Source organism: Saccharospirillum sp. ABV4_185 (genome assembly GCF_056159245.1).
Genome location: NZ_JBSWUW010000001.1, coordinates 3,445,337 through 3,470,951 on the forward strand (window position 1 = coordinate 3,445,337; position 25,615 = coordinate 3,470,951).

23 protein-coding genes are annotated in these 25,615 nt (G+C 56.0%); 11 read left to right on the top strand and 12 right to left on the bottom strand.

Annotated elements, in window-relative coordinates:
- Positions 1–13 precede the first annotated feature (13 nt).
- Together ACXAE6_RS16405 and ACXAE6_RS16410 are read left to right on the top strand one after the other, a co-directional pair.
- The gene (locus ACXAE6_RS16405) at positions 14–949 is read left to right on the top strand and encodes a DMT family transporter (protein ID WP_475151157.1); all 936 of its coding nucleotides are present in this window, start codon (positions 14–16) and stop codon (positions 947–949) included.
- Positions 950–1,351: 402 nt separating this feature from the next.
- Positions 1,352–1,765: a hypothetical protein gene (locus tag ACXAE6_RS16410; protein ID WP_475151160.1), complete on the top strand. Its 414-nt coding sequence runs from the start codon at positions 1,352–1,354 to the stop codon at positions 1,763–1,765.
- 85 nt (positions 1,766–1,850) lie between these two features.
- Here ACXAE6_RS16410 and ACXAE6_RS16415 read toward each other — a convergent pair whose 3' ends face one another.
- Entirely contained in the window at positions 1,851–2,432 is a 582-nt protein-coding gene (locus ACXAE6_RS16415) for a TetR/AcrR family transcriptional regulator (RefSeq protein WP_475151163.1), read from the bottom strand.
- A 162-nt stretch (positions 2,433–2,594) separates the two neighbouring features.
- On the opposite strand from ACXAE6_RS16415, the gene ACXAE6_RS16420 reads away from it, so the two are divergent.
- Both ACXAE6_RS16420 and ACXAE6_RS16425 read left to right on the top strand, forming a co-directional pair.
- Entirely contained in the window at positions 2,595–3,545 is a 951-nt protein-coding gene (locus tag ACXAE6_RS16420; RefSeq protein ID WP_475151165.1) for an ATP-binding cassette domain-containing protein, read from the top strand.
- Positions 3,542–4,288 (top strand): ABC transporter permease, encoded by a 747-nt coding sequence (locus tag ACXAE6_RS16425; RefSeq protein ID WP_475151169.1) that lies wholly within the window; start codon positions 3,542–3,544, stop codon positions 4,286–4,288. Before ACXAE6_RS16420 ends, ACXAE6_RS16425 begins: the two co-directional genes overlap by 4 nt.
- Positions 4,289–4,501: 213 nt before the next feature.
- Here ACXAE6_RS16425 and gspD read toward each other — a convergent pair whose 3' ends face one another.
- The 7 genes from gspD to ACXAE6_RS16460 form a co-directional block, all read right to left on the bottom strand.
- Positions 4,502–6,403: a type II secretion system secretin GspD gene (gene gspD / locus ACXAE6_RS16430; protein WP_475151175.1), complete on the bottom strand. Its 1,902-nt coding sequence runs from the start codon at positions 6,401–6,403 to the stop codon at positions 4,502–4,504.
- A gap of 56 nt (positions 6,404–6,459) precedes the next feature.
- On the bottom strand, positions 6,460–7,371 hold the full coding sequence (locus tag ACXAE6_RS16435) for a type II secretion system protein N (RefSeq protein ID WP_475151178.1): 912 nt from the start codon (positions 7,369–7,371) through the stop codon (positions 6,460–6,462).
- A complete protein-coding gene (gene gspN / locus ACXAE6_RS16440; RefSeq protein ID WP_475151180.1) occupies positions 7,371–8,105 on the bottom strand; it encodes a type II secretion system protein N in 735 nt (244 codons plus the stop codon). The genes ACXAE6_RS16435 and gspN overlap by 1 nt, the downstream gene beginning before the upstream one ends.
- Before the next feature lie 182 nt (positions 8,106–8,287).
- Positions 8,288–9,937, bottom strand: a complete 1,650-nt coding sequence (gene groL / locus ACXAE6_RS16445; protein WP_392803455.1) for a chaperonin GroEL — start codon at positions 9,935–9,937, stop codon at positions 8,288–8,290.
- 42 nt (positions 9,938–9,979) lie between these two features.
- Positions 9,980–10,267 carry a co-chaperone GroES gene (gene groES, locus ACXAE6_RS16450; protein WP_108164956.1) on the bottom strand — a complete coding sequence of 96 codons (288 nt, stop codon included), beginning with the start codon at positions 10,265–10,267 and terminating at the stop codon, positions 9,980–9,982.
- 233 nt (positions 10,268–10,500) lie between these two features.
- Positions 10,501–11,241, bottom strand: coding sequence for a 3'-5' exonuclease (locus tag ACXAE6_RS16455; RefSeq protein WP_475151184.1), 741 nt, complete (start codon positions 11,239–11,241; stop codon positions 10,501–10,503).
- The gene (locus ACXAE6_RS16460) at positions 11,241–13,106 is read right to left on the bottom strand and encodes a DUF294 nucleotidyltransferase-like domain-containing protein (protein ID WP_475151187.1); all 1,866 of its coding nucleotides are present in this window, start codon (positions 13,104–13,106) and stop codon (positions 11,241–11,243) included. The genes ACXAE6_RS16455 and ACXAE6_RS16460 overlap by 1 nt, the downstream gene beginning before the upstream one ends.
- A gap of 21 nt (positions 13,107–13,127) precedes the next feature.
- Here ACXAE6_RS16460 and ACXAE6_RS16465 point away from each other — a divergent pair, with 21 nt between their 5' ends.
- The 7 genes from ACXAE6_RS16465 (at position 13,128) to ACXAE6_RS16495 (ending at position 20,715) form a co-directional block, all read left to right on the top strand.
- Complete coding sequence (locus tag ACXAE6_RS16465; RefSeq protein ID WP_475151189.1) at positions 13,128–14,120, top strand: ketopantoate reductase family protein; 993 nt, start codon at positions 13,128–13,130, stop codon at positions 14,118–14,120.
- Positions 14,121–14,141: 21 nt separating this feature from the next.
- The gene (locus ACXAE6_RS16470) at positions 14,142–15,818 is read left to right on the top strand and encodes an ATP-binding protein (RefSeq protein ID WP_475151194.1); all 1,677 of its coding nucleotides are present in this window, start codon (positions 14,142–14,144) and stop codon (positions 15,816–15,818) included.
- A 14-nt stretch (positions 15,819–15,832) separates the two neighbouring features.
- A complete protein-coding gene (locus tag ACXAE6_RS16475; RefSeq protein WP_475151201.1) occupies positions 15,833–16,390 on the top strand; it encodes a cob(I)yrinic acid a,c-diamide adenosyltransferase in 558 nt (185 codons plus the stop codon).
- Positions 16,391–16,497: 107 nt separating this feature from the next.
- Complete coding sequence (locus tag ACXAE6_RS16480; protein ID WP_392803441.1) at positions 16,498–16,719, top strand: hypothetical protein; 222 nt, start codon at positions 16,498–16,500, stop codon at positions 16,717–16,719.
- A gap of 141 nt (positions 16,720–16,860) precedes the next feature.
- Positions 16,861–17,250: a glycine cleavage system protein GcvH gene (gene gcvH / locus ACXAE6_RS16485; protein ID WP_392803439.1), complete on the top strand. Its 390-nt coding sequence runs from the start codon at positions 16,861–16,863 to the stop codon at positions 17,248–17,250.
- 67 nt (positions 17,251–17,317) lie between these two features.
- Positions 17,318–20,212 carry an aminomethyl-transferring glycine dehydrogenase gene (gcvP, locus tag ACXAE6_RS16490; RefSeq protein ID WP_475151204.1) on the top strand — a complete coding sequence of 965 codons (2,895 nt, stop codon included), beginning with the start codon at positions 17,318–17,320 and terminating at the stop codon, positions 20,210–20,212.
- Positions 20,212–20,715, top strand: a complete 504-nt coding sequence (locus tag ACXAE6_RS16495; protein ID WP_475151207.1) for a glycine cleavage system transcriptional repressor — start codon at positions 20,212–20,214, stop codon at positions 20,713–20,715. Before gcvP ends, ACXAE6_RS16495 begins: the two co-directional genes overlap by 1 nt.
- A 129-nt stretch (positions 20,716–20,844) precedes the next feature.
- On the opposite strand, the gene ACXAE6_RS16500 is transcribed toward ACXAE6_RS16495, so the two are convergent.
- The 4 genes from ACXAE6_RS16500 to ACXAE6_RS16515 all read right to left on the bottom strand — a co-directional run bounded on the left by ACXAE6_RS16500 (position 20,845) and on the right by ACXAE6_RS16515 (position 25,321).
- A complete protein-coding gene (locus ACXAE6_RS16500; RefSeq protein WP_475151211.1) occupies positions 20,845–21,696 on the bottom strand; it encodes an ABC transporter permease in 852 nt (283 codons plus the stop codon).
- 4 nt (positions 21,697–21,700) lie between these two features.
- Positions 21,701–22,954: an ABC transporter permease gene (locus ACXAE6_RS16505; RefSeq protein WP_475151215.1), complete on the bottom strand. Its 1,254-nt coding sequence runs from the start codon at positions 22,952–22,954 to the stop codon at positions 21,701–21,703.
- Between the two features lie 114 nt (positions 22,955–23,068).
- Positions 23,069–24,166 carry an extracellular solute-binding protein gene (locus tag ACXAE6_RS16510; RefSeq protein WP_475151219.1) on the bottom strand — a complete coding sequence of 366 codons (1,098 nt, stop codon included), beginning with the start codon at positions 24,164–24,166 and terminating at the stop codon, positions 23,069–23,071.
- Positions 24,167–24,241: 75 nt separating this feature from the next.
- The gene (locus tag ACXAE6_RS16515) at positions 24,242–25,321 is read right to left on the bottom strand and encodes an ABC transporter ATP-binding protein (protein WP_475151221.1); all 1,080 of its coding nucleotides are present in this window, start codon (positions 25,319–25,321) and stop codon (positions 24,242–24,244) included.
- Positions 25,322–25,615 lie beyond the last annotated feature (294 nt).

Consider the following 25,615-nt stretch of genomic DNA (forward strand, 5'->3'; position numbering starts at 1 on the left):
TCAGAGGTTCACCATGTCCCTAGGCTTTTCTTCCGCGCTGATCGCCGCCGGTTTTGTCATCTGCTGGAGTTCCGGTTTTATCGGTGGCGAACTCGCCACTCAGTCACCTGTGCCGGTGCTGGCACTGTTCGCTTGGCGCTTCCTGTTCGCGTTCGCTCTGGCCGCGCTGGGATGGTTGTTATTGTCCAGCCAGCGCCCGCCGCTGGGCGCTCTGTTAAAAGAGGCGGTCATTGGTTGTTTAACCGTGGGCGGTTATCTGCTCGGGGTGATTCTGGCGCTTAATCAGGGTGTGAGCACCAGCCTGACAGCGCTTATCGCGGCGCTTCAACCTTTGCTGGCAGCGGCCCTGGCTGGCCCCGGGCTGGGAGAGCGATTATCGAAACAAGGCTGGTTTGGGATGGGTGTCGCCAGCATCGGCGTTTTGCTTTGTGTTGCCAGTGATATGCAATTGAACCCGGGCACGCCGCTTTGGGCTTACAGCCTGCCGCTGCTCGCCGTGCTCAGTGTCACCCTGGGTAGCTTGCTCGCGAACCATTGGTCGACCGGCACAGCCATGCTGCCGACCCTGACCGTCCAATTGCTCGGCGCTACCTTGTTGTTTACCGCAGCGGCACTCATAGCGGCGCAACCGGGTTCTACTACTGCGCCGTTCGATAACAGCAGCCTGGCTGCGCTCGGTTGGCTGATTGTACTGTCGACCTTTGGCGGTTATGGCTTTTTTGTGAGTAGCTTACGTCGTTTAGGTGTTACCAGAACCTCGACGCTGGTCTATCTGACACCCGCGGTCACCCTGATCTGGGCAGCCTGGTTGTTTGAGGAGTATCCGGGTATCTGGGGTTTAGCAGGCGTTATAGTAGTCAGCACAGGCGTTGGGATTACGCTGCTAAAGCGTATCTCATTGCCCAAGCTAACAACTGGGCGTTTTCCTGGAATCTGGATGACGAAGTAATTTGCAGCAGTTCTTCTCGAAAGAGCTTCGTTTTATCGCTCAAAAACCAGAAGCGGTCCCTCACTCCGCCAAATAAAAGACGGTACCCTAGAGTCCCGTTCTTTTACTGCACCTCTTCCCACAAAAGAGTTTCGTTCGTAATGAGATGATTCTATTGAATAAACCTAACGCCCATTTCCAGAAGTATTTTTCGGCGCAACGTCGCCAGCATTAACAGTAATTAACCTAACATCCTGGATAAAATGGAAGAGAAATCTTTGCAGCTGTTCGGGAAGCAATATCTGAGCTGAATACTCAAACAGGCGATCCAGGTAGCAGTCATAACAGAAAAATGCGCGCATGAAATAGGAGTATTAACCGAATCAGATTACTATTCGGGCCGATCATTTTTGGATGCTGACTATGAACCGAATTTCACTCTTTATGCTGATTACAGTCCTCGCAGGTTGCCAATCCACACCACCGAAAACAGAAGCTGCTAAGACTGATCTACCCGCTACTAATACCCCAGCAACCACCGAACAACTTAAAGTACAAACCCAACAAGCCTTTTCAGACTATGTCGATTGCATGGATTTGGCTGCCTCTACGCTTGACGACACCAGGGCGGAACCCAACTCACTTGCCGACATGGCGCACGCCATCTGTGAGCATAACTTCCAAGACTTTCGTCAACATGCAACGGCGCTCTATTTATCGGTTGCGCCCGAGGGTGAGCAAGAGCGAGCTAAGCAGATGGTCGATGCCGCAGCCCGAGATGCTCAAGAGTTAACTAAACAAAGAGTTGTAGATATCATCACTGGTGATGTGCCCTAACGACTTGCAAAGACGCTGCCCATTGAACAATCCCAAGAATTACCCTTAGCCGTCCAACATCGAAGCCAAGTTGTGAAGTGACGCTTTAGTTTTTCGTTACCCGAACCAGCGGCAGAATAATCTCGTCCACCCATTCCCGGCGCAAAGCCTCGGAAGGCGCTGCAAAGTTCATGATGACGTAATGCCGAAACAGATCTCCCGGCAAAGATGCAACCACGGGCGTCAATCGCCGGGGATCAATTTCCCCCCGTTCGATACCACGTTCAAAAATGAGCGGCAGCACAATGGGCTCTTTTTCGGTCAGGGTGGCGCGGAGTTCGTCGGGTGTGGAGGCGCTTTCTGCAAAGTATTCGCTGGTGATCAGGCTGAACGCTATGGCGATACCCGTTGAGCGTTTGGAAGCACGATCGAGAAACTCAAGCAGTTCAGTGCGCAGGTCACCTCGGTCAGCTACCGTCAGTGGATACTTCTCCATCTGCTGACGGATGGCGGCAACCGACAGTTCCACCTTGGAGCTCCAGCGCCGCGCCAGCACCGGGCGACTGGTACCGGCCCGCAATGCAACCCGCTCCATAGTCAGACCGTTAAAACCCTGCTCAAGCAATTCCAACCAGGCGGCATCCAGGATGGCGCGCACTAATTCCGCGCCGCGACGTCGTTCGCTCATATCATCTCGCTTAAGATGCAATCATGCATCTTGACTCGGTTAGTTTCGCCGATAAGATACAGCAATGTATCTAAATATGCAGTAACAGAATCCCTCAGCTCCCTCACCCTCAGGCACGCCCCGAATGGCTTGGGAACAACCAACCATAGGCAGGAACTCATCGTGATTTCAGAACGATTATCTCGTGAAAAATCTTTTGCCACCGGCATCCAGGCCCGGGGGCTGACCAAGCGCTATCGCAACACTAATGTTGTTGATGACCTCAGTTTTAGCGCCCGCGGCGGAGTGGTGACCGGCTTTCTCGGCCCAAACGGCGCCGGCAAAAGCACAACCCTACGCATGCTGCTCGGCCTCGCCAAACCGACTCGCGGCCATATTACCCTGGGAGGAATCGCGGTGTCTGACCTCCCCCAACCGGCCAGCACCATTGGCGCTTTGCTCGATGCGCGAGCGGTACATCCCGCCCGTACCGCCTATGACCACCTGCTCTGCTTCGCTTACGCGGCCGGTCTCGGCAAAAAACGGGTTCAGGAAATGCTCGAATTTGTCGGCCTTGCCCAATACGCCGATCGACGCGCCGGTGAGTTCTCACTGGGCATGAATCAGCGCCTCGGTATCGCCACGGCTTTGCTGGGTAATCCTCAGGTGGTGGTGCTCGACGAGCCATTGAACGGTCTCGACCCCGAAGGTATCCGTTGGATGCGGCGCTTGATGCGGACCCTGGCCGATGAAGGCAGAACGGTTCTGTTTTCGAGTCATCTGATGTCGGAGATGGAGCTGGCGGCTGACGATGTGGTGATCATCGCCCGAGGTCAATTAATCGCTGAATCACCGCTGCAAGCATTCATCGATACCCATACCAGCAAAGCCATTCGTGTACGCACCCGGGACCGGGAGAAGCTGGCGGCCATCCTCAAGGAGGCCGGCGTATCACTGCAAATTCAGGATGACTCCAGCCTGATAATGACCGGTACGGATATGACCACTATTGGCGAAACAGCCGCCGCTAACGGCATTGTTCTGGAAGAACTGAGTGCCATCCGTGAATCGCTGGAAGACGTCTTCCTGAGGTTGACCCAAACCGCCACCCAAAAGGAGACCATCCCATCATGAACAGCCTGAAATTCGAATGGAAAAAGTTGCTCAGCGTCAAAAGCACCTGGATTGCTGCCCTGTGCACACTGGTCTCCAGCGCTTTGCTCGGCTTGCTGGGCATCTCGGACATGCTGACACTGACGCCTGCCGACCTGCCAGCAGACTGGGACCCGACCGCGGAAAGCCTGAAGGGATTTCTGTTCGCGCAGTTAATCATCGGTATGTTGGGTGCGCTGGCGATCACGCCTGAATACGCCACCGGCATGATCGGCAGCACGGTATTTTCGGTACCGTCGCGTTTTCGTCTGCTGATAAGCAAGACTTTGGTGGTGACCATCTTCGCGTACATCACGGCCCTGATAACCACCTTATTGAGTTTTTGGGTCGTGCAGTTGACCCTTGCAGGTGTCGGCCTGCCATCCGCCCAGATGACCGATCCGCCGGTGTTGACGGCCCTCTTTGCCGGCGCCCTTTACCTGACGTTGTTTGCGCTCATCGGCTTAACGATCGGTGTTTTGACGCGTTCGAGCACGACCAGTCTCTCCGTGCTGATCGGCATTGCTCTAATCATCCCTGCGCTCGCACCCGCCCTGCCTGCCTGGTTCGAACGCTTGTGGCCGATTACTGCCGGCCAGGCTTCTTACCGGGTTGTGCTTATTGACGACGCCCTGTCTCCTGCTCAGGGAATGACCCTGCTAGCAGTCACGGTGCTGATCACCTGGATCATCAGTCAACTGATGTTTCAGCGGCGCGATATCTGATGACCGAACAGCCCGGCCGGGCATGGGTTGGGAAGGCGGAGGAATACTCAGGCAAAAAAAAAGCCCGAACCAAATGATTCGGGCAGCAATGCAACTTAATGCAAGAGAGTCAAAACGCTGCGTATCTTACGATTCCAGATCGCGCTGTAAAGACATCTGTCCTTATGTCTTTGTTTTGACAAACCGCACTTTTCGTAAACTTAGCAATACACATCACTCCTGGATCCGGCCGCCGTCGAGGCGACCATTAAACAAGTCGTCGACCGTTGGCGGCAGGTAAGAATCGTCGTAGTTGTCCATGGTCTGGATGCGAATATCCCAGATACCACTCATACGGCGATCGCGCACCGCATCGCCATTGCCCTCGATAATGGTCGGACGCAGCACCACCAGGAGGTTGGTCTTCTGACGTTCGGTCGAGGTGGAGCGGAACAGCACACCGAGAATCGGGATTCGACCCAGAATCGGCACCCGGCTTTCGCGTTCGATCAGGGTATCGTCGATCAAGCCACCGAGCACAATGGTGCGGCCGTTATCGACCAGCACTTCGGTCTGAACCTGGCGCTTATCGGTGACAATATCGACGGCACCAAAGGCGTTGTTGCCGGAAATCGATTCCACCACCTGATCGACTTCCATACGCACCAGGCCGTCCTGCTGCACATGGGGAATCACCGTCAGGGTGGTGCCGACATCCTGGCGTTCAATCACAAAGGGATTGTCGTCGGTGCCATTACCGCCAGTCTTGAACGGCACCGAGCTGCCGACGGTAATAAAGGCTTCGCTGTTATCCAAGGTCATCACGCTGGGCGTGGACAGGACATTGGTGTTCGACTGTGATTCGATGGCCTGAATGATGGCGCCAAAGTTTGGCGTATCGCCACTGGGATCAACCAGGCCGAGAAAGGCGCCATTGGGCAGTGCACTGACGTTATTGGTGGCGGCCGCCGCAACAATATCCGACAGTGGTGCCCCGGCTTCATTGAAGTTGGTGGCACCGAAGGGCACGCCTTCGCTGACCTGATCGGGATTGGTTGCCCACTGCACACCCAGGGCATCGCTGACGTCGCCACTGACTTCGACAATGGCCGCTTCGATCAAGACCTGCTTACGGCGCACATCCAACTGACGGATGATGCTTTCGATCTCGTTCATCACCGAAGGTTCAGCACGCACCACCAGTGCATTCAACTGCTCATCCGGCAAGATGCTGATCGGACTCGACGGCGGCGCCTGGCCACCCTGGTTTTGTTCCTGCTGCACGGAACCGGCAAGACCTGTCAGCAATTCCGCCATGCGTGCGGCATCAGCATTGTTCAGGAAAATCACTTTAGAGGAGGAGTTTTCCGGTGCTTCGATATCCAGCTCGCGAATCAACGCAATAATCTGAGCGCGGGCGTCGGCTTCGCCACGAACAATGATGCGGTTGGAGCGTTCGTCACCCACCAGATGCACACCCTGACCGCCTCCGCGCCCACCGCTCTGATCACCGGCCGTCACCGGGGTCGGTGAAATGCGTTCCAGCAACTGGATGATGTTACCGACCCAGGCGTATTGCAGCGCCACGACTTCGATTTCTTCACTGCCGGCCTGGTCCAACAGTTCAACGATTTCCGCAACCCGCTCGATATTGGTTGCCCGATCGCTGATGATCAACGCATTGGCGCTATTCACCCCGGCCAGATGACCATAGCTGGCAACCAGCGGACGCAAAATCGGCACCAGTTCCATGGCCGAGGTATTTTGAATCGGGAAGACGCGGGTGATGATGCGCTCGCCCTGTATATTGCCGTCGCTGTCGACCGGCAAACCTGAGGCTTTCACATCGGCCTGAGCGATAATCTTAATAGCGTTATCCGTCTCAACCGCAGAAAAACCATAGACTTCAATGGTCGCCAGAAAGATTTCATAGATGGCGTCAGCACTAAGCTCTTGATCGGAAATGACCGTCACCTGGCCACGCACCCGCGGATCGACAATAAAACTTTCACCGGTAACGCGGGCGACCATATCGATCACATCGCGGATATCGGCGTCTTGCATATTCAGTTGATAAGTTGGCTCCTCGGCATAAAGCGGCCGGCCAAGACCGGCCAGCAACAGTGCGATTGCCAACCAGCGTATCAGTCTATGGTGAACGAAAGGTCCCTTTGTCATCATGCCAACTCTGATCAGAAAGTGGGGATAGATTGATAGATGGTGAAGGTACGTGACCCTCGTTGAATGGCTATTTTCAACTCACCACCGCTTTGCAGTATCTGGTTCAACAATGCCTGATCCTGCGCCAGATTGCCCACCGGGTTGTCATTGACCGCAGTGACAATATCACCCGGCCGCAAACCGGCCATCTGTAACTGGCGCGCGCGACGTGTCACGCGATAGCCATTGTCTGACGCCTCCAGACCAACTTCATTCAGTAAAGCCTGAGGATCGGACGCTGCGCGCTCACGCACATAGCTCACCATCTGCTCGACCTGCTGCTGAATTGCGCTGCTTTGACTGCTGGCCTGACTGGTGTCGACGCTCCGTGATGGCGCGCCATTATCGTTTCGATCCAGCGGTTGCAAGGTAGCGTTGGATTCACTGCGTTCATAGCGCAGCGTTTCCATGCTGCCGTTACGGTTCAGCAAAACCCGATCGCCATAAACCGCGGCCAATTGCGCCTGGCCGAATACCTGATCGCCCACACCGAATGCATCAGACTGGCCATTGCGCTGAGCAATAACCGCAAAGCCCTGACCTTCACCACCCCGGGCGACCACAGCCTGCAGCACCAGCCGTAACTGAGTTTCGGGAGCATCGATGGGCGCTACCGCCACCTGTTCTTCCTCGGCAACGTAACGACCAAAAAGCGGTTTCTCTGCCAGTTGACGACCCAGCGCTTCCAGGTCTGAAGCCTGAGCCGGGGCTGCAGCGCCAGCCGGCTCAATGCGGGGAACCGGAACCGGCGCCGGCCGGTCAATAATGACCCAGCTCAATCGGGCCGCCAGCACCGCACTGATACCGACCAGAATCAGCACCAGCCATTTTTGTGCTTTGGAACCAACGGTCTGTAATCGTGCCAATAAGTGTCTCAAATCCATCACAAAACCTGCTGAGTGATGTCAAACAGCGTCTCACGACCGGCAGGAATAGCAAGGTTCAGCCGTTCCGCCAGGGCGCGTTTGACGCTGAGGCTGCCCAGGCCATCACGACTTAAGGTAGCGTCGATCAAAGGCGTTTCATCCATGGCCTGAATCACAGCCTGCCAGCCCTCGTCATCACTGTTCAACTGGCCCTGCAGCTGCGGTACCTCAAAGGTTTCGCGTCGACTGCCAAAAGGCACGCTAACGGGCCCACCGGACCAACTCAATTGGCCATCCAAAGTGCCCGGCTGAGCATTCCAACCGGCAGACAGGCTGACGTTATCCAGCCGTAGCCGTCCCTGTACCTCGGCACCGTAGGTCGAAGCAATATCAGCAAAGGCGGTATCGTCGATATAACCGTTCACAGTATCGAGACTGACGCCCGTCGGTTTAACGGTAAGACCGCCGTTCAGATCAAGGTCGGTATTGGAAAGTTGCCAGTCGAAGGGCAGGCGTAAGGTCAGCAAATAGAGCGGCTGTGCTTGCCAGGCCAGTTGTAGCTGAGGAATTTGAGGTCCCTGCAAGCGCGCTTCGCCCGACCAGAGGCTGCCATCCAGCTGCTGTACACGGACGCCCGCAGCCTGCAAGGCAGGATCGAAAAAATGGCGTAACCAACTGAGCGGTGTCATAGCGACTAGCGCCAACAGATAAACCGCGAAAAAAAACGCCACCAGGCGCAGATTAATTGTCATGAACAACCTAATGCTGTTTCCCTGCAAAAAGTCGGTCGACAAGTGTATAGGAAGGATTCAGGCGCTAACAATCGCTTTACGCCTTATTCAAACGATAGCGAAGCCGCGATCATCTTTAGCGCAAAAAAAACCCCGGTAAGACCGGGGTTTTTCGTTGGGCGAGGCCCGAGCGTTGCAGCGACTTACATCATGCCGCCCATACCGCCCATGCCACCCATATCCGGCATACCGCCGCCAGCGGCGCCGCCGTTTTCTTCCGGCTTGTCAGTGATCATGGCTTCAGTGGTCACCATCAGACCGGCAACAGAAGCGGCCGCCTGCAGCGCAGAGCGAGTCACTTTGGCCGGGTCGATGATACCCAGTTCCATCAGGTCACCGTATTCACCAGTCGCAGCGTTGTAACCGAAGTTACCCTTGCCGTTCTTGACTTCGTTGACCACGACAGAGGCTTCACCGCCGGCGTTGAACACGATCTGACGCAGCGGAGCTTCCATGGCACGCAGTGCCAGAGCGATACCCGCGTTCTGTTCTTCGTTGTCACCTTTAAGGTCGCCAATAGCCGCCATGGCGCGAACCAGAGCCACACCGCCGCCGGCAACCACGCCTTCTTCGACCGCCGCACGAGTCGCGTGCAGAGCGTCGTCAACGCGGGCTTTCTTCTCTTTCATTTCGAACTCAGTCGCCGCACCGACTTTCAATACCGCAACACCGCCGGCCAGTTTGGCCACGCGTTCTTGCAGTTTTTCTTTGTCGTAGTCGGAAGAAGACTGTTCGATCTCAGCACGGATCTGTTCGACGCGGGCTTTGATGTCAGCTTCGGAACCAGCACCGCCGACCACAGTGGTGTTTTCTTTGGTCAGGGTGACTTTCTTGGCGTTACCCAGATGTTCCAGAGTGGCGCTTTCCAGGTCCAGACCGACTTCTTCAGAGATGACGGTACCGCCAGTCAAAATAGCCAGGTCTTGCAACATGGCTTTACGGCGATCGCCGAAGCCCGGAGCCTTGGCAGCAGATACTTTCACAGTACCGCGCATGTTGTTGACCACCAGAGTCGCCAACGCTTCGCCTTCGATGTCTTCAGCGATGATCATCAACGGACGACCCGCTTTAGACACAGATTCCAGTACCGGAATCAGATCGCGAATGTTGGAGATCTTCTTGTCGACCAACAGGATGTACGGGCTGTCCAGCTCGGCGGACATGGTTTCCTGGTTGGTGATGAAGTAAGGCGACAGGTAACCGCGGTCAAACTGCATACCTTCAACCACTTCCAGCTCGTCGCTGAAACCGCTGCCTTCTTCGACAGTGATCACGCCTTCTTTGCCGACTTTTTCCATGGCATCGGCAATCAACTGACCGATGGTGGCGTCGGAGTTAGCAGACAGTGTGCCGACCTGAGCGATGGCCTTGTAGTCTTCACAGGGAATGGACAGCTTGGCGAGTTCTTCAACAACCGCCGCTGTGGCTTTGTCGATACCGCGCTTCAGATCCATCGGGTTCATGCCCGCAGCAACCGACTTCAGACCTTCGTTAACAAAGGCTTGAGCCAATACAGTGGCGGTAGTAGTACCGTCACCGGCTTCGTCATTGGCCTTGGAAGCAACTTCCTTGACCATCTGCGCGCCCATGTTTTCGAACTTGTCTTCCAGTTCGATTTCTTTGGCAACGGAAACACCGTCTTTAGTCACAGTCGGCGCACCGAAGGACTTGTCCAGAACCACGTTACGGCCTTTAGGACCGAGGGTTACCTTGACGGCATCTGCCAGCAGGTTCACGCCCTTTTGCATTTTCTGGCGGGCGGAATCACCGAATTTAACGTCTTTTGCAGCCATTTAAAGTTACCTTCCTATCAATTCGTTGAACGACTTACGGTCTTATTCGATAACGCCGAAAATGTCGCTTTCGGTCATGATCAGCAGCTCTTCACCTTCCATCTTGACGGTGCTACCTGCGTACTGACCAAAGACAACGGTGTCACCCACCTTCACATCCAGTGGCTTCACTTCGCCGTTGTCGAGGATACGACCATTACCGACAGCCAGGACTTCACCCTGGGACGGTTTTTCCTTGGCAGAACCTGGCAGCACGATACCACCGGCGGTCTTTTCCTCTTGCTCCTTGCGGCGTACCACTACGCGATCATGCAAAGGACGAATTTTCATGGATCCAATCTCCTAAAATCACATGTTGGGAGGTTTTGTTGTTGGGCAGGTCAGTCGTTACCGAGCGACCCTGAATGCCAATGCTCCGGGTAAATGGGGACAGGGCTGTTCATTTCAACACCCGAAAGGAGAGGAATTTTACATTCGACACCGAGATCGGCGGTCGTGAGCATAAATGCGGGTAAAAACACCCTTAACCGCTTGGACAAAGGGAAAGACGTTGGACATTCAGTTCAGAACCACAGATGGCCGATGGGCATAGCGGGGTCATAACGGTGAGCGATTTGTGCCTGCAGCAATTCAGCAGAAGCCAGGGCATCCATCAGCGCATGATGCGGCGGGTAATAAGGCAGATGATAACGTTCGCGACTGTCCGCCAGACGAATCGATACCGGCCGGCGGCCGATCAGGCGACGCCACAGACTGAGCGAACTGGTTCGGTGCCGGTCGGCCTCAATGGCCATGGTATCGACCACTGGAAATTCGATGCCCTTACCCAAACGCACCCGCAAGGCGGCATCGAGAAAACCGCGTTCAATAGCGCGGTGATGCACCACCACAACGCGACCGGCCAAGGCCTGCAACAATTCACCGAGGATATCACTAACATCCGGCGCCTGGGTCAGGTCGGAATCGGTGATGCGATGAAAGGTAACGGACTGTCGCGACAACGGCAGCTGCGGCTGCACCAGCCAATGCCGGCTCTGTGGCAGCGCAATGCGTTGCAGGGTAAAAGGCACAATGCCGATGCTGACGATGGCGTGACGCTGGGGGTTCAGACCGGTGGTCTCGAAATCCATGGCGACAAAGGGCACTTCGCTGATCGGCGTCTGCGGGCTCACCATGCCAGCACCGTAGTAATCACGCAGCCGCGGATCTCGCGCGGTCTGACGCAACTGGGCAAACCGCGCCTGCCAATCCAGCAGTTCGGTTGACGGGACTTGTTGACCCGGTGGCGGCAAAGGTGGCGACATCAGTTAATCCGGTTGACCTGATAACGCATGCGCAAAAACTTCTGCGCATTACTGATCACCTCAAAGGCGTCTTTAAGATTGCGCCGCTCGAACTGCGTCAAATGTTCCGGCTCGACGTTATTATCCGGCTCGCGTCCGGCTTCGATATCGAGCGCCTGATGACGGGCCCGGACCACGGCGATAAATTCCAAGGCATCGCGCATATCGTTGCCATTGCTGTGCCCGAGCACGCGCGATTCAGCGATGTCCTTTAAGCGGTTAAACGAATTCTGCGAGGTTGAACCACAGGCCAGCGCATGCACTCGAATCACGTCTGACAGCGGCGCGGTACCGCGCCGTTTCAGGTTGATCGAGTTGTTGTGTTCACCATCTTTTTCCATCACGAAGGTGCGAAAGAACCCCAGCGGTGGCGTTCGGTTCAGAGCATTGCGCGCCAGCGCTGCCAGGAACAACGGTCGGTGTCGGGCGCGGCCGGCGACCAGGCGTTTCAGGCTTTCAGCAAAAGCAGTTTCGCCATAGACGCCATCGAGATCGAAGAAGATCGACGAGTTCAGCAAGGCGCGCGGGTCGGGTTTGTCGATCCAATCGGTAAAGTACTGCTTCCACACCGACAACGGCTGACGCCACTGCGGGTTGGTCGCCATGATGCCGCCTTTGCAATAGGTGTAACCGCAGGCGGCCAGGCCATCGCTGACGCGGGTCGCCAGCAATTTGAAATACTCATCGTGCAGTTTGGGATCGAAGCGATCATCCAGCACCAGGGCATTGTCCTGATCAGTAATAATGAACTGCTCATCGCGCGCCATCGAACCGGCCGCCAGAAAACAATAAGGCACCGGTGGCGGCCCCAGCTCGGCTTCCGCCAACTCCAGCAATCGACGGGTAAAGCTGCGCCCGATACCCGCCATCGCGCTGCCGATCATATGGGAATTAGCGTCCTCATTAACCATGCGCACAAAAGCCGACTGGGCCTCCGGTGCCAGTTCTGCCAGTTCCTCTGCCGTCTGGCGATGATGAATATGGCTGACGATATAGAGACTGGATTGGGATTCGTAGCGAATGATGTCTGACAAACCGACCACGCCGATGGTTTCGTTATGACGCCGCACCGGCAGATGGTGAATGTTGTGCCGCAACATCAGCAGCATGGCTTCGAACACAAAGGCTTCGCTGGAAATGCTGATCACATCGGTCGACATAATGTCGCTGATCGGGGTGTCATAGCCCAGACCTTCAGCCAACGCCCGGGTGCGCAAATCACGATCGGTAATAATACCGACGGTGTTCTGAGCTGTGTCGTCAGAAGCAATGACCAAGGAGGACACGCCTTCGTTCGTCATGATCTTCGCCGCTTCCGCCAGCGTTGCGGTGATCGGCGCGCGTACCGCTTCGCGTGACAGCAATTTATCCAGCCGCGAGGTCATTAATTCATTGCTTTGTTCGCGCTCAACGACCGCCGAACGCAAGCGCGACGGATCGTCGATTTCGACAAAGTCAGCAAAGACTTCCTGCGCTTCCCAAAGCCGATGAAACAACTCCGCCTTGATGTAATAAATCAGGGTGTCTTCGATCGCCTTGACCGGAAAGCGCACCGGCCGTCCCATCAATAACGCCCACTGACCAAAGATTTCACCTTCGGCCTGGCGATTATAGAAATTGCCATTGCGCCGATAGACCTCCACCGCACCGCTGCGGATGTAGTGCAGATCTTCGATTGACTGACCAAACTCGAGAATGGTGGATCCGGCTTTGAAGTAAGCAATCTCCACCTGACAAGCCACTTCGTCGAGCCATTCGTCTTCCAGACTGTCGAAGGGTGCAAAACGGCGCAGATGTTCGCGTATTTCGATTTGTTCGACTTCCATGGGCCTGTTCGGTGCAGACATTTGAGCGCTGAGACTGGCAATGATTGCCAGGAAAATCAATTGCCCTGCTTCGCTGCGTGGCGATTCACCGACGGGCCGCGCTATCATGCCGCCATGATCAACGCCTTATTCATCGGCCCCGGGGCCATCGGCAGTTTGCTGTGCTGGCAGTGGCAGCAACGCCTGACGCCCTGGGTTTACCCGCATCGACCCGCCCTGACGCTGCCGCGCGAGATAATTGATGGCCGGGAATCGCACCCACTGCGCTGGCAAGTGTGGCCAGACGATAGCCCCGACAAGCGCATCGACCTGGTGCTGGTCTGCTGCAAAGCCAATCAGGTAAGCGACGCCGTGACTCCACTGCTGGGGCGCTTTGCTCATGCCACCTGGCTGCTCACCTGCAATGGCCTGGGCGCGCAGCAATGGTTGGCGGATCAGCTTCCCGGCCAAGTACTCTGGGGCTCCACCACCGAAGGCGCCCGGCCGCTTGGCGATGGTCGTATTCAACGCAGTGGCAGCGGTCAGACCTTGATCGGTCCGGCCGCTGCCCAGCCTCTGAGCGACAGCAGTTTTAGCATAGGACAAAGCCTGATCACGCCAGCGGGCCCGATGCCAGTCAGCTGGCAGGATGATCTGCTGCCCACGCTGTGGATGAAGCTGGCGATCAACGCAGTGATCAATCCCATCACTGCCTGGCATGGCTTGACCAATGGCGAATTGCTGGCGCCCACCTGGCGCGCTGAGATCGAAGCGCTGTGTTCGGAAATCTCCGCCGTCGCAACGGCCTGTCAACAACAACTGCCCGATGACCTGGTTGAACGCGTGCTGAGCGTCGCCCGGCAAACCTCCGCTAATCATTCATCCATGCGCGTCGATGTCGACGCCGGCCGCGCCACCGAAATCGACTTTATTAATGGTTACCTGGTGTGCCAAGGCTACGAAGCCGGCCTCAAAACGCCTAGACTGAGCCACTGGCACCAGCGCTTGCTCAGCCGGCAACCGCCGCTGACCTGATCACCGCCAAAAGGATCGTTCATGGCCCACTCCAATCTTTCTTTGCTCGGTCGTTTGCTCGCCTGGTTACTGGGCACAACGGCAGCGAGCAGTGCCGCCATTGGCGTGGTGGTGGTGTCCGGCCGGCATCTGGATGCGGTCATCGTGATCGCGCTGATCACCGCCATTTCCATGCTCTCTGCTGCGGTGCTGCTGCTGATCATGCGCCGCTACTTTCTCGCGCCGCTCAAGGTGCTGATGCACGTTTCCAATCAGGTCACCAGCACCGACGACATCAAACTACGCGCGCCCAAATACAAGTCCGATGAGCTCGGCCGCGTTGTGGATGCCTTCAATGCCATGCTCGATCGCGTCGAAAAACGCGAGACCGAACTGACCGCCGAGCGCGATCGCGCCACCCAGGCACTGCAGCAGTCCGAAGCCATGACCGAAGAAGCCCAGCGCGCCATGCACAAACTGGAATTTGAAGTGCAGGTTCGGCAGCGCATCGAACGCAAACTGACCGATTTCCAGAACTACCTGAACGCCATCATCAACTCCATGCCGTCGGCGCTGATCGCCGTTGATGCCCAGTTGCTGGTGACGCAATGGAACCAGGAAGCCAGTCGACTCAGTGGCACCCGTGCGGATCAGGCTTTGGGCCTGCCCCTGGCCGACGCCTTTCCGCTGCTGGGTGAACATCACGATCTGGTGCAGCAGGCGCTGTCGGAACAAAGCCTGCAAAGCCGTCATAACCTGCTACTGACGCTGCCCGATGAGCAACGCGTGCGGCTCAATCTGGTGATCTATCCATTGCAGCAAACCGAAGCGCACGGTGCGGTGATTCGTCTCGATGACATCACCGAACAATTCCGGCTCGAAGAAGTGATGGTGCAGACAGAGAAAATGATGTCGGTCGGCGGCCTCGCCGCCGGCATGGCGCATGAGATCAACAACCCACTGGGCGCCATTGTCCAGAACGCCCAAAATGTTCAGCGCCGGCTCGACCCAAGCCTGAAACGTAACCGCGAAACCGCGTCCGAACTGGAACTGGATCTGGAGCGTTTCCAGGCTTATCTGCAAGCCCGCGATGTGCCTCACTTTCTCAACAACATTACTGAATCCGGACTGCGGGCATCGCGCATCGTCACCAACATGCTGCAGTTCAGCCGCGCCAGCGGTCATCAGTTACACCCCTTCCCGATTGGCCAATTGCTGGAGCAGGCCATCAACATTGCGGTGAATGACTACAACCTCAAAGCCGGTTACACCGATCACAATCTGTTCGTCGACCAGGATTTTCGTGCCCCGGAAACCGAAGTGCCCTGCGTGATGACCGAACTGGAACAGGTACTGCTCAACCTGCTGAAGAACGCCGCCCAGGCGATTCGTGAACGCTTTGAAACGCTGAACGACATCGACGAAGGCATTATCCAGATTCACCAATATCTGGATGGTGACGACTGCGTGATCGAAGTCAGCGACAACGGAGCGGGCATGACCGAAGCCACTCGCAAACGTCTGTTCGAGCCGTTTTTTACCACCAAAGAAGTGGGCGTCGGCACTGGCTTGGGCTTATCGGTAAGCTTCTTTATTATCACCGCCCACCACTATGGTCATATGAGTGTCGAGTCCGAGCCTGGCCAGGGCAGTCGTTTTATGTTGCGCCTGCCCTTGCAACTGCCGGAACCGGAAACTGTTGATGCTACCGCCCACTGACACAGGATTTTGTTATGGGACACCGCTTGTCCAAGATTTACACCCGCACCGGCGATGACGGCGATACCGGTCTGGGTTTGTCACAACGCATCGGTAAAGACAGCCTGCGCATCGCCGCCATCGGCGATATCGACGAACTCAATGCGTCAATCGGTTTCCTGGTACAGGCGCTAGCGGTCGATCATCCCGACCAATACCGTTTAAGCCAGATTCAGCACGACCTGTTCGATCTGGGTGGTGAGCTGGCCATGCCTGGCCATGAGTTATTGGATGAGGTGTTAGTGGCCGAGCTGGAAGCCGACATTGACCGCATCAATGCCGGCTTGCCGCCGCTGAAAGAATTTATCCTGCCCGGCGGCAGTGAAGCCGCTGCCCGTGCACATCTGTCGCGCACCGTTTGTCGGCGTGCCGAACGCTCGCTGGTGGCCTTTAACCGCTCCGAGCAACCGGGCCATCGTCTGGCGCAGCATTACCTCAATCGCCTGTCCGATTGGCTGTTTGTATTTTCGCGCCAATTGGCGCGAGCCGAGGGCGGCTCCGAAGTACTCTGGCAAAGCCGACACAAGCGATAATTCGGGTACTCGGTCACAGACCGCAAGACTTTCCTCAACGAAGCTCTAAACCTTAGCGCAGGCCGGTCGATACGGTTTGCAGTATCCCTGATAACGAGAGTCACTGAATGGCGGCCATCATCCTGGGCAAAAACCTTCTCAGCGAAGACGAGCTGATTGAATATGCCTTTAGCAATGACAACAACAGCGACCTGAACCTGGGCCAGTTACGCAGCTTGGCCGGGGAAGCGGCCATGCTGTCGTCGCTGATGCTGATCCGCATTATGAAAGCCGATCGCATCTACATCCCTACCCGCCCGTCTACTACCGGTCAGCCACCGAACCACTGAGTGCATCGGCAAGCCTTCCGTGCAGTAGCCGCTCTCCTGCTCATCATGGTAGATTAGCCGCCAATTACGGCGGCTTATGCCGTCTGTCGTCTGCAGCGACACAACACTGACTCCACTACTGACTCACTGAAGGGTTTTCGCATGAGCAATACGCCTGCCGATCTGAAATACCACGCCTCCCATGAATGGGTTCGCGATGAGGGCGACGATCTGGTCACCATCGGCATTTCCGACTTCGCCCAGCAGCAATTGGGAGATGTCGTCTTTGTTGAACTGCCGGAAGTCGGCACGGCTGTGGTCGCTGGCGAAGCGGCGGCAGTGGTCGAGTCGGTCAAGGCAGCCTCGGATGTGTATGCACCGGTCACCGGCACCGTCGTCGCCGTTAACGAAAGCCTTGAAGAAGCGCCCGAGCAGGTCAACGAAGACCCTTACGAAGACGGCTGGTTCTTCCAGGTAAAGCTCAACGACGCCGGTGAACTGAAGGATCTGATGGACGCCGAATCCTACCAGGATCAGTGCGCCGAGGACTGATCCTCAGCCCGCCGTGGGCCGGACACGCCGCCGGCCCGTCACTGTGAATCATGGACCGTGCCGCCCTATGACAGACCCGCTTTCGCTAGAGCAACTCGAAGCCCAGGACGAATTCATTCAACGCCATATTGGCCCGACGCCGACCGAACAGGCGCAGATGCTGGCCAGCTTGAACGTCGCCAGTCTGGACGAACTGACCGAACAAATCCTGCCACCCGGTTTGCGACTCGAGGGTGAACTGAGCATCGAACGGGCCACCGCCGAAAGCGATGCGCTGGATTACCTCCAAGCCGTGGCACGTCAGAATAAGGTGTTTAAGTCGTACATCGGTCTGGGTTATCACGACACCCGGGTGCCGGCGGTCATTCAACGCAATGTCCTGGAAAACCCGGGCTGGTACACCGCCTACACACCCTACCAACCGGAAATTGCCCAGGGCCGATTGGAAGCGCTGCTGAACTTCCAGCAGACCATTACCGACCTCACCGCCATGGATCTGGCCAACGCATCCTTACTCGACGAAGCCACTGCCGCAGCCGAAGCCATGGCGATGGCCAAACGCTGCGTTAAGAACAACGCTGCCAACGCCTTCTTTGTCGATGAGAATGTGCTGCCGCAGACGCTGGATGTGATCCGCACGCGCGCAAGCTATATGGGTATCGAGGTCATCACCGGCCCGATGGAAAGCGCTGCTGAGCAACCGGTATTCGCCGCCCTGCTGCAATACCCCGGCGCCAACGGTGAAATACGCGATCCCCAACCGGTCATCGAACAACTGCATCAGTGCAATGCGCTGGCGGTGGTAGCCACCGACCTGATGGCGCTGCTGATGCTGACACCGCCGGGTGAAATGGGCGCCGATATCGTGCTCGGCAACAGTCAGCGCTTTGGCGTACCCTTGGGTTTTGGCGGTCCTCACGCCGCCTTCTTTGCCACCCGCGAAGACTATAAACGCTCCATTCCCGGCCGGCTGATCGGCGTTTCCAAAGACGCCCGCGGCCGCACCGCCTTGCGCATGGCGCTGCAAACGCGCGAGCAACATATCCGCCGCGAGAAAGCCAACTCCAACATCTGCACCGCTCAGGTTTTGCTCGCCAATATGGCGGGCTTTTATGCGGTCTACCACGGCCCGACCGGCCTCTCCCGCATCGCCCAGCGCATTCATCGCCTCACTGGAATTCTTGCCGAAGGTCTCGAAGCCAAGGGCATTCATCTGGTCAACAGCCACTTCTTCGATACGCTGACCATCGATCCTCAGGGCAATCGCGAGCTGATTTTAGAACGTGCCGCCCAGCGGCAGATCAACCTGCGCCAGGACGCTGATGGCAAGCTCGGCATCAGCCTGAACGAATGCACCAGCCGCGAAGACGTCGAAGAACTGTTCGATGTATTGATGGGTGATCACGACTTCTCAGTGGCAGAAATCGATCAACAGATCACCGACCAGGGCACCACCTTTATGCCCGAAAACCTGGAACGTGAAAGCGGCTATTTGAGTCATTCGGTGTTCAACAGTCACCACAGTGAAACAGCCATGCTGCGCTATCTGAAGCGCCTGGAAAACCGCGATCTGTCGTTGGCACACGCCATGATCCCGCTCGGTTCCTGCACCATGAAACTTAATGCCAGCACTGAAATGCAGCCCGTTTCATGGCCCGAATTCAACCGTATTCACCCCTTTGCGCCGCGCCCTCAGACCAAGGGCTATCGCACCTTGCTGGAAGAATTGGAAACCATGCTGCGCGCCATTACCGGCTTCGACGCCATCAGCATGCAACCCAATTCCGGAGCTCAAGGCGAATACGCTGGCCTGCTCGCCATTCGACGTTTTCAGCAAGCTCAAGGCGATGAGCAGCGCGATATCTGTTTGATTCCACAATCCGCTCACGGCACCAATCCGGCCTCGGCCCAGATGATGGGTTTGAAAGTGGTGGTGGTGAAAACGGATGCTGAGGGCAATGTCGACCTGGAGGATCTGCAGTCACGCATCGACGCCGCCGGTGAACGCTTAAGCTGCCTGATGATCACTTATCCCTCCACTCACGGCGTTTATGAAGAAGGCATTCGCGATATCTGCGAGCGAATCCACGCGGCCGGCGGGCAGGTCTATATGGACGGCGCCAATCTTAATGCTCAAGTCGGCATCACCCGACCGGCCGACATCGGCGCCGATGTTGCGCACCTGAACCTGCACAAAACCTTCGCCATTCCCCACGGCGGTGGCGGTCCCGGCATGGGGCCAATCGGCGTTGCGGAGCATCTGACGCCCTACCTGCCCGGACACATTCTGGCTACCGAACTGGACTTGGCACCGGATCACGCTGTCTCGGCCGCCCCCTTTGGCAGCGCCTCCATCCTGCCAATCTCCTGGATGTACATTCGCCTGCTCGGCGCTCAGGGTTTGCGTGAATCGACTCAAGTTGCGCTGCTCAACGCCAACTATCTGGCCGAGCGCCTGAAAGCGCACTACCCCGTTTTGTACAGCGGCCGCCAGGGTCGTGTCGCGCACGAGTGCATTCTCGATTTACGTCCATTAAAAGCAGAAACCGGCATCAGCGAAGCCGACATCGCCAAGCGACTGATGGATTATGGTTTTCACGCCCCGACCATGAGCTTCCCGGTGCCCGGCACCTTTATGGTCGAACCCACCGAGAGCGAGAACCTGGCCGAACTCGACCGCTTTATCGATGCGATGATCGCCATCCGCGATGAAATTAATCGGGTTGGTTCCGGCGAATGGCCTGCGGATAACAATCCGCTGGTACGCGCACCTCATACCCAGGCTGATTTGATGGAAGATTGGCAGCGTCCTTACCCGCGTGCCCTGGCGTTCTATCCATTGGATTGGGTTGCTGACGCCAAATTCTGGCCAACGGTAAATCGCATCGATGAAGTCTGGGGCGATCGCAATTTGTTTTGTTCCTGCCCAAGTCCCGATGCTTACCAGGAGGATGAAAGCTGATGGAACTGATTTTAAGTGTTATGGCCGCCGACCGGCCCGGTATTGTCGAACGCATCGCAGACGTGGTGGTAAGTCATGGCGGCAACTGGCAAGAAAGCCGACTGGCCACCATGGCCGGTCGCTTTGCCGGCATTGTGCGAGTCAGCCTGGAACAAGAACGCTATGGTGAACTGCAAACGGCATTGCAAGCGTTGCGCGATGAAGGTCTCAACGTTCAGATCGAAGTCGGCGACAGCGATGCCGAAGCGGTGGAATCGCATTGGATCGAAGTGATTGGCAATGACCGCCCCGGCATCGTGCGCGAAGTCACTCGGGCGCTGGCCGCCGAACAGGTTAATGTCATCGATCTGGCCACCGAAGTTGAACCGGCCTCGATGAGCGGCGGACTCTTGTTTAGAGCTCAACTGGAGCTGGGACTGACACCGGGCCAATCGATGGATGCGGTGATACAGGCGCTGGAAGATTTATCACCGGATTTAATGATCGATCGGCTTAATGATTGATTAGAAAAAAACAGACGCTTAGTCGCGCAGCACCCGGGAGCAGATCGCCGCCCGGACGGGAGACGCAAAAGCGAGTAACGTCGTCGCTAATTAGCGTCTCCCGTTAAGCGTCAAGCGTCTCCCTTATATTTAACCCGGCGACAAGCCACGCAGACGTTCGGAGCGACGACGCAATAGCTCCAGCGTAGTCAGCAACAAAATCGACAGCATCACCATCATCGTTGCCACCGCCAGAATGGTGGGGCTGATTTCTTCTCGGATACCCGACCACATCTGAATCGGAATGGTACGCTGCTCCGGTCCGCTGACGAACAACACCACCACCACTTCGTCGAAAGAAGTGATAAAAGCAAACAAGGCACCGGATACCACACCGGGGGTCACCAACGGCAAAATCACTTTAAAGAAGGTGCGTGTCGGGTTGGCGCCCAGGCTCGCGGCGGCACGGGTCAGACTGTGATCAAAACTGCTCAATGTCGCCGTCACCGTGATCACCACGAAGGGAATACCCAAAGCCGTATGCGCCAGTATTACGCCCAGATAAGTCTGACTCAGACCGACGCGCGAGAAGAAAAAGAACATCGCTGCGCCGGAAATAATCAACGGCACGACCAGGGGTGAAATCATCAGCGCCATGATGGTGTTGCGGAACGGCATAAAGCGACTCGATAACCCCAAGGCCGCTATGGTGCCCAAGACAGTTGCCAGGATGGTCGAGGCGATGGCGATCAGAATGGAGTTTCGAATCGCTCCCAGCCAGGCACTGGAGGTGAAGAAATCCTGATACCAGCGCAATGAATAACCTTCAGGCTGAAAGGTCAGCATGGCTTCGGTGAAGGTAAAATAAGGCTCAGCATTGAAGCTGAGCGGAATGATGACCAACAGAGGACCGACCAAGAACAAAAAGATCAGCGCACAGATCACCCGGAAGACGTAATACCAGACCCGTTCCGGGCCGGTTGCATAAGAAGGCACGGCCATCGGTTTACCCCAGCTTCACGTTATCAACGCCAATCAGGCGGTTGTAGATCAGATAGAAAGCAATGACGACGAACAACAGGATGGAGGCGATCGCGGCCGCCAGACCCCAGTTCAATGACGTCTGCATATGGTAGGCAATAAAGTTGGTAATAAAGATGCCATCCTGACCACCGACCAGTGCCGGCGTGATGTAATAACCAATAGCCAGAATAAACACCAGAATCGAACCCGCCCCAATGCCCGGAATCGTCAACGGGAAATAGACCCGCCGGAACGCCAGGAAAGGTTGCGCGCCCAGTGACCGGGCCGCTCGCATGTAATACGGCGGTATCGTCTTCATCACCGAATACAGCGGCAGGATCATAAAGGGCAACAGAATATGCGTCATGGCGATCAGAGTGCCGGTCTTGTTATAGATCATCGACAACCGACTGTCGTCGTCAATCAGACCCATACCGACAAAGATATCGTTCAAAATCCCCTGCTGCTGGAGAATGGCAATCCAGGTTGTGGTGCGTACCAGCAAAGAGGTCCAGAACGGCAACAACACCAAAATCATTAACAGGTTGGAATAACGCAGCGGAGAGTTGGCCAACAAAAAGGCAATGGGATAGCCCAACAGCAAACACAAACCAGTGATGGCGATACTCATCCAGAAGGTGCGTACAAAGAGTTGCTGATAAATCTGCAAATATTCAGGTTGCTCGACAATATCGCCATTACTGTCGAACTTCATATCCACCGCTGCCAGATAATATGACAGGGTATAAGGATCCGATTCGCGTTTGATCAGACGCCAAATATCAATATCGGCCCAATCTTCATCGATATCCAAAACGGCAGCCTTATAAGGGCCACTGTCAATACGGCCAGCACGACGCGACGTTTTCATAATCAGCGATCGCATGCCGGATATTTCATAATTCAATCGGCTGGCAACCAAACCCAGATTGCGCGCCTCGCTACCCTCAATCAGGTCTTGTACCAAGGCTTCAAAGACGGCTTCATCGGGAACCGATTCACCATCCCAATCTTCCAGCATGGCGGCGGTACGCACCAGTTGGGTATTCACCTCGGGGTTGTCGACACTGCGTTTAAGCATATCCAGGATCGGCATCACAAAGGCGATCAGCAGGAAAAGCAACAGTGGCGCCACCAGTAAAAAGGCACGCATCTGATTGCGGCGATTGGTCCGCATCAGACTGATCTTCAGAGGTACACCATTGGCCGTTGTCAGGCCTTTTCCAGCTCGGCTCACGCTGTTTTCAGTCACGTTACTGTCCTGTTACGGAAGGGAAGGTCGAAAGGTTGGCCGGGTGTATTTCGCCCCGGCCAACAGCCCTTAGCGGGCTAACTGTTAACGAGCCAACTGTTAACGAGCCAACCAGGCATTAAAACGCTGGTTCAGTTCGTCGCCGTAGTCCGCCCAGAACTCATCGTTCTTCTGGATGGCAGTGGCGAAGTTCGGGCCGTAAGTCGGCATATGCGGCTTCATGTCGATACCGGTTGCAGCGTGAGTGCTGACTTCGGCGGCAGACGAGGTACGGGCCGGGCCGTAGGAGATGTACTTGGCTTGATCAGCCAGACGCTGGGTGTCGGTAGCAAAGGCCAGATAGTCTTCAACCTTATCGAGCTTGCCCATCGGCACAACCCAACCATCCAATTCGAAGACCTGTTTGTCCCAGATAATTTCGAACGGCTGGCCTTCGTTTACGGCAGCGTTAAACAGGCGGCCGTTGTAGGCAGAAGCGAACACCACCTCACCATCAGCCAACAGCTGCGGCGGCTGAGCACCTTCTTCCCACCAGATAACGCTGTCTTTGATGGTGTCCAGTTTGGCGAAAGCGCGCTGGATGCCTTCTTCGGTTTCCAGAACGTCATAGACGTCTTCGGTCGGCACGCCGTCAGCCATCAGTGCCCATTCCAGGTTGTTGATCGGTGCCTTTTGCAGCGCACGCATACCCGGGAAGTCTTCCAGGTTAAAGACGTCTTCCATCAGGAATGGCTGGTTGTCAGCCGGGAAGGCTTCGGTGTTGTAGCCGATGACGTTGGAATAAACGATCTGCGGAATAAAGCATTCGGTCAGTGAACCTTCGATGAAGTCTTCACTGGGCAGCGTGCCGTCCGGCGCGGCCGCCAGCAAGGCATCGTGATCGATCGGTTCAACCAGACCTTCATCACAAGCGATGATGGCGTCAGCCGGGAGAATATCGACCAGGTCCCAGGTGACGTTACCGGCCTGAGACTGCGCGCGCAGACCGGCCAGAGCGTTGGCAGATCGGTCGATGTTGACGATCTCGTCACCGGTCATGTCCATCCAGGGTTGATGATAAGCCTGCTGTTGGCTGGCTGTGTAGGCACCGCCCCAGGATACGATGTTCAGTGTATCCGCCTGGGCCCAGGTACCGGCCAGGGACAGTACCGCTAGGCCTGCAAGGGCCTTCGGTACAATTACCGTCTTCGTCTTCATGGTTGAGTCTCCTGCATAGTTACCGGTGAATTCCGGTTTCATGATGCTGTTTATAATTATGGATGCGCTGTTCGATCACGCATCAAGGGCTCGACAATCGGTATGGGACCAGCCCACCCGAATTTTCTGACCACGCTTGAGCGATTGTTGGTTGACTGAGTTCGGTGTTTTCACCACGAACTCATCGTTACCGCAAACCGACACCCGCGTGCGCAGATGATCACCGAGATAAATCACATCTTTCACCTCGGCATCGAAAATATTGGGCAGTGCACCGTTATCCGGATCGATCACGACCCGTTCCGGTCGAATCGATAAGGTGGAATTCTGTCCCGCCTGTTTAATCGCCACCGGCGTCGCAGCCACCACACTGCCATCGGGCAGTCGGACCTGACACTGCTCACCATTCAACTCCGCCACCTCGCCACCAAAGCGGTTGTTCTCGCCGACAAAGGACGCGACAAAGGCGTTTTCCGGGCGCTCGTACAATTCATCCGGCGTCGCCAGCTGTTGCACCACACCGTCATTGAACACAGCGATGCGATCCGACATGGTCAGGGCTTCACCCTGATCGTGGGTCACGTAAATCATGGCCACGTTTAATTCTTCATGAATGCGCTTGATTTCCAGCTGCATTTCTTCGCGCAGGTTTTTATCCAAGGCGCCAAGCGGTTCATCCATCAACACCAACTCCGGCTCGAACACCAAAGCACGAGCCAGGGCCACACGCTGTTGCTGACCACCCGACAACTGCGCCGGACGGCGACCTTCGAAACCCTGCAACTGCACCATGCCCAGCGCTTTGTCGACTTTTTTATCGATCTCGCTCTTGCTGAAACCGCGCACTTCCAACGGGAAAGCGAGGTTCTCAGCGACACTCATATGGGGGAAAAGGGCGTAGTTCTGGAACACCATACCAATGCCGCGTTTGTGCGGAGGCAGGCGGGTGATGGACTCGTTTTTAAGCAGAATCTGACCGTGCGTTGGTGTTTCAAAGCCGGCCATCATCATCAGACAGGTGGTTTTACCAGAACCGGAAGGTCCCAGCAGGGTCACGAATTCACCTGGAGCAACATCCAGATTGAAATCCTTCACGACCAAAGAAACACCGTCATAACTTTTCTGAACGTTCTTGAACTTTGCGAATGGCTCCACGGGTTGATCCTGTCCAGTAAATTAACCTTATAGCTATAATTAACAGCCTTGTGAAACGGCGTCCAGTGTTGCGTTAAAAATCTTGATTGTTACTGATTTTTAACGGTTTTTTTGATTTATTTCGGTTCACAAAAGCACTCAATCGCCCCAGTACGGTGCGAAAATACGGCGCATTACAGCCCTGCCCCAAACAATGGTTCGACCAAGAAAGGTTAGCAATTTCCTTGCCTTTCCAAAGCTTTCGACAACGAAGCTTTTTTGGTCATTTTTCAACCGGCAAGCTCAGGCAGCAGC